Annotated in this window: 3 protein-coding genes and 1 pseudogene; 3 read left to right on the top strand and 1 reads right to left on the bottom strand. The window is 68.9% G+C overall.

Annotation, left to right across the window (positions count from 1 at the left end):
• Positions 1–392: 392 nt before the first annotated feature.
• Positions 393–758: pseudogene (locus ACFYX0_RS46675) on the bottom strand (VOC family protein).
• Positions 759–1,259: 501 nt separating this feature from the next.
• Between ACFYX0_RS46675 and ACFYX0_RS46670 the strand changes: the two are divergent.
• The 3 genes from ACFYX0_RS46670 (at position 1,260) to ACFYX0_RS46660 (ending at position 4,516) form a co-directional block, all read left to right on the top strand.
• Positions 1,260–1,472 carry a hypothetical protein gene (locus ACFYX0_RS46670; protein WP_311701441.1) on the top strand — a complete coding sequence of 71 codons (213 nt, stop codon included), beginning with the start codon at positions 1,260–1,262 and terminating at the stop codon, positions 1,470–1,472.
• Between the two features lie 383 nt (positions 1,473–1,855).
• Entirely contained in the window at positions 1,856–3,781 is a 1,926-nt protein-coding gene (locus tag ACFYX0_RS46665; RefSeq protein ID WP_388981649.1) for a hypothetical protein, read from the top strand.
• Positions 3,782–3,823: 42 nt separating this feature from the next.
• Entirely contained in the window at positions 3,824–4,516 is a 693-nt protein-coding gene (locus ACFYX0_RS46660) for a hypothetical protein (RefSeq protein ID WP_388981647.1), read from the top strand.
• The last annotated feature ends 559 nt before the right edge of the window (positions 4,517–5,075 follow it).

Genomic DNA, 5,075 nt, shown 5'->3' with positions numbered 1-5,075 from the left:
CGCCCTGGCTCGACACCAAGGGACTTACCCGAGGTCCCGTCCTGATGTTCCCCCCTTGACGACCCGCCCGTCGGCCTAACGCAACGGTGTTGCACCAGAACGGACGCCATCCGCCGATGCGCCGGCCCGGCGGCCTCGTCTGCGCGCACGCCGCCCACGGACGTGTGTGAACACCGCCCGGTCGATGCGCAGAAAGGACATCCGTCTGCGAGGGCGACGCCGTTCCTGCCGTCACGTGCCGCATTCCCGCGCGCGCCGCACGCCGGTCGGTGCATGACCGCATGACCGTATCCGGTGCGCCGCCCGCAGCACCGGCTACACGCCCCCGCCCCGCGGCCGGCGGCTGCCGGTACTTCCCCGACCACCTCGTCCCAGCAGTCCTCTTCTGGCAATCAGCGCGTGATGATGCAAAAGGGATGTCCAGCTGGATCGGTGAGATCTCGCGCTTCGTCCCCGTGAGGCTGGTGATCAGGCTTGCCTGTACCGAGCTCCAGCAGCCGCGCCTCAGTTTCACCCAGGTTCTCATCAACCTTGAAGCAGATGTGCAGCTGCTACGGAACGACTTCGTCAGGCCAGCTCGGAGCCCGGTAGCCGTCGACCCGGTTGAAGACCGATCAAGAGTCCATGCTCACCGTTGAGACCCGCGAAGTCGGCGTCCGACTTCGGATGCAGTTCAAGGCCGGTGGCCTGCCGATAGAACGTCGCCAAAGCCAGCGGATCGGGGCAACCAGCGTCATCGCAACCAATCGCAGGGGCATGGCGTCTCCGAGCTGTCGACGGACTTCCGCGAAGAACAGCCTAGAGGCAGGCCATGACCTCGCCCTGCCCCCTCAGCCGTCCGGGACAGGCACGAGACATGTCATGGCGAATCAGGAACAGGCACCGATACCGCGCGAGTGAACAGCAGTACGACTTTGAACAAATGTCGCATTTGGATTGTTTGCGCTTTTCCTTCGGTTTCAGCTAATGTCCGGAGCCTCCGGACGAACTGTTCGGAGACTTTGGACGGCGGGCGGCTCTCCCAGTTCCGCCGTGCCCCGACTCCGCAGCCGGGTTTCCGCATGACCTGGCTGCGGAGCAAGGCACTTGTCGCCGTCCACCGATCCTGCGGCGCCACCGTGCAGACAGCCTGCTGCTCGCTCACTGTCAGCCACAAGGCGCCGGCAGGGCCGAAACGAGGCCGGACAGCGGCTACGACAGGCAACTCACCGGAACTCGTTTCGCTCACACACCACTTGAAGGACGAAAGGAGTCTTTTCATGAACATGGACCAGCTCGAGGCCGAGACCGCGGAACTGCTGCCCGGGCGTGAGGCCCTTGGCAAGTTCTCGTTCAACTTCGCCAAGATGACCACCGTCACGAAGAAGGTGGCCCACGTGGACGCGCACAACGACTCGGTCGCGCTGAACCAGTGCTCGCCGTACGCGGTCGCCCAGTCCGAGGCCACCCAGAGCATCAGCGTGCAGCAGTAACACCGGACCAGGCAGGGCCGGGGGCGGCACACAGACCCGGCCCCGCCTGGCACACCTGGCAGATACATACCGCGCCACGCCCGCTCCCTGCTCATAGAGCGTCAAGCTGCCTTGCCGCCGGTGCAGTTGGCGGCAGGCGCCGCAAGCGCTTCCGGCCGCATCAGCCTCGGCTGCCGAACCGTCCGCGCCGGGAGTCGCTCCACTCGCACCACACCACACCTCACCTCACCTCACCGCGCACCCGCCGCCCGTGATGGCCCCCATGCCCTCGTGCCCTCGTGCCCTCGTGGGCGGCTGCCGGGGGCCACCGCCCCCTCCCCCACCGGCATCCGCTGCACACCGCGCACATGTGTCCAGCCGTCAAATGCGCCCAGGAGAAGACCATGCCGGCGTCCGAAGACAACAGCAGCCTCACCACGCTGCAGGCCCACGCCCCACACCCCGGGCACTTGCCCGGGCAGACGGCCGCCGCCCACGCGCCCGATCCCCCCGCGGCCGATCCCCTCGCGCACCCGGCACCCGCCACGACGGCCGGCACCCCGGCGTCCCCCGGTGCCGCGCCCGTCCCGCAGCCGAGCCCCGGCCTGCAGACCCTCGGTGAGTACAAGGGGTCTGGCTTCACCGAGCGCCGATACATCGTCCGCCGCGGCGACGGACAAGTCATCCAGCTCTCACGCCTGCTGTACCTCGTCGTCAGCAGCATCGACGGCATCCGCGACGCCGAGACGATCTCCCACCGGGTCAGCGGCCGCTACGGAGCCGAAGTCACCACGGACAACATCACCTACCTCGTCGAGCACAAACTCACCCCGCTCGGGATCACCCTCCCCCTCACCGACCACCTGAGCCAGGCCCCCGCTCCCCGCTCCGATCTGCTGCTGGCCCTGCGCGGCCACAAAGTGATCTTCCACGAGGGGCACGTGGCCCGCATCGCCGCCGCACTCGCCTGGCTGCACCGGCCCCTGGCCGTGGTGCTGACACTGGCAGGCGTCATCGCCATGGACGTCTGGCTCTTCGCCGTCCACGGAGCCATGACCCCCGTCCTGCAGGTCCTCGAACAGCCCCTGTGGATGCTCATCGTCTTCGCACTGACCGTCGCCTCCCTCCTCTTCCACGAGTTCGGACACGCCTCGGCCTGCCGCTACAGCGGAGCAGTGCCCGGAAAGATCGGCTGCGGCATCTTCCTGATCTGGCCGTCCATGTACACCGACGTCACCGACGTCTACCGGATCGGAAGAGCCGGCCGCCTGCGCACCGGACTGGGCGGCGTCTACTTCAACGCCATCTTCATGCTGGCCCTCACCGCCACCTACCTACTCACCCACCAGCCCTTCCTCCTCGCCGCGGTCTACCTCGCCCACTTCGAAGTCCTCGAACAACTCATGCCCGCAGTACGGCTGGACGGCTACTACATCCTGGGCGACCTGGCCGGCGTCCCCGACCTGTACGGCAAAATCAAACCCATCCTGCTCAGCCTCCTGCCCGGACACCACCCGGCCGCCACACAGGCCGCCGACCTCAAACCCTCCGCACGCACCATCGTCACCGTGTGGGTCGCGACCATGGTCCCCCTGCTGCTCGCCGAAGCCGCCTACGCCCTGTGGAACCTGCCCCGCCTGCTGACCACCGCCACCCGCGGCCTGCACGACCAATGCCTGGGAACCATCGCAGCATTCACCGACGGACACACCGCCACCGGCCTGGTCGGCGTGATCGGCACCCTCATGCTGATCTGCCCGATGGCCGGCGGCGCCTACCTCACCGCCCGCCTGGCAGGACGCCTATGGCGCACCGCCACACGGGCGAGCGAAGGCAAACCAGTGCTGCGCCTGACACTGGCCGCCGCAGCCGCCGCCGGCTGCGCCGCCCTCGCCACCGCCTGGCTACAAGGCCTCACCCCCCAACCCCTCCCCGAAGCAGCCCCCGCCACCCCCGTCCTCCAACCCGGCAAACCCCAACCACCCACCCCACTCCCCACACCCACACACCCCGCTGCGACACACCCCGCCACCCGCCGCTCCGCGGGCGCCACGCCCGAGCAGAGCCACCCCGCACACATCCCCCACGCCACCCCAAGCAGTCCGCCCACCCCCACAACCACACCATCCGCCGCAACCCCCACCAGCCCGCCGCCCGCCACCGGCACACCAGCCCCCACCACACCGACCGGCACCACCCCCACCAGCCCCGCACCCAGCACCTCCCCGAGCCAGACACCCACCCAATCCCCCACCCCCACACCCTCGCAGCCTCCCCCCACCTCGCCCCCGCCCTCGGCGACCACACCACCGACCCCGAACCATCCCTGAACACCACACACCACCCCACACCCCTGTCGCAGGAGAAAACCCATGCACCACCGCAAACCGCGCACCCCCGCAGCCACCAAGACAACCGTCCGTCTCGGCGCCGCCGTCACCGCCGGCCTGGCCATGACCGCCCTCACCACCACAGCCCGCGCCACCCCCGCCCGTTTCGGCATCTCCCACGACGTCGCGATCGCCGTCGACGCCGCGCTCAGCCACGCAGACAGGACCCACGTGAACCAGTTCGACGAATCCTTCACGATTCACGCATACGGTCCCTCCGTCGCCGTCACCGCCAACAACCGGGCCACCGCGGTATCGGCAGGATGCACCCTCGACAACCCCTGCCGCTCCGTCGCGCTCTCCTACCAGATCGTCACCACAGCCGGCCGCAACGCACGCTTGATCAACGCCACCAACATCAGCAGATCCCTCAACGAACACTGCCCGGCATGCCAGACCGTCTCCGCCGCCTACCAATTCATCGTCGCCACACCCCGCCAGTTCACCCTCAGCCGCCAGGCACGCACCGAACTCAACACCATCAACCGCCAGGTCGACGCCCTCAGGACCTCCCGCCTGCCCATCGACCAGATCACACGCCAGGCCGATGAACTCGCCCAGCAGGTCAAAGCCATCCTCGACCGAGACGCGGCACACGCACCACGCACCAGCAGCAACAACGACCCCCTGACCGACTTCACACCCACCGTCACCATGCACCGCCACGTCCGCTAACCCCCACCCCGCACCCCGCGCCCCGGGGACGGGAACGGCCCCGGGGGACTGCGGCCGGAAACGGCGACCCGGTCCCGGGCCGAGGCCCGGGACCGGGCACCACGGCCCGGACTGCGGCCTACGGTCCACGGCCCCGCAGGCGACAGCCCGCAGACCGCCCCACGGACAGATACCGACCCGGCCCCACCCAGGTCCGACACGCAGGACAGAGCCTCAACCACCCCGGTGCCGGACCGACCACCCCTCCCCCACCCGGCCGGCGCCGCCGCCCTGCCAGCCCCAAGCCGCCCAGGACGCCACGGCAAGCAGGCCCCGCAAGACAGCGGAAAGCGGTCGGTGATCCGGACACGCCCGGTGACCAGACCGTCATGGCGCCCGGCCAGCAGGCGGCACATCGCGGACCGGTCCCCACCATCACCTCGATCACCCTGCGCAAGCCGACGGAAAAGAGCGCGACTTGGCTAAGCTTGATCTTTAAGGCTGCTGCTCGGCTCCGCCGCGTCGCGGCATGTCCACTTTGCGCTGTTTCTTGCCGACTGGGTGGCGGGGTGCCGGGGTG

The sequence above is a fragment of the Streptomyces sp. NPDC002573 genome (genome assembly GCF_042889625.1).
GTDB lineage: Bacteria > Actinomycetota > Actinomycetes > Streptomycetales > Streptomycetaceae > Streptomyces > Streptomyces gibsoniae.
Note: the sequence above shows the minus strand (reverse complement) of the source record. Positions and strands in the feature narration are given on the sequence as shown.

Coding starts and splice junctions, on each gene's coding strand:
- ACFYX0_RS46665 (WP_388981649.1), top strand. CDS start 1,856: ATGCCGGCGTCCGAAGACAACAGCAGCCTCACCACGCTGCAGGCCCAC.
- ACFYX0_RS46660 (WP_388981647.1), top strand. CDS start 3,824: ATGCACCACCGCAAACCGCGCACCCCCGCAGCCACCAAGACAACCGTC.
- ACFYX0_RS46670 (WP_311701441.1), top strand. CDS start 1,260: ATGAACATGGACCAGCTCGAGGCCGAGACCGCGGAACTGCTGCCCGGG.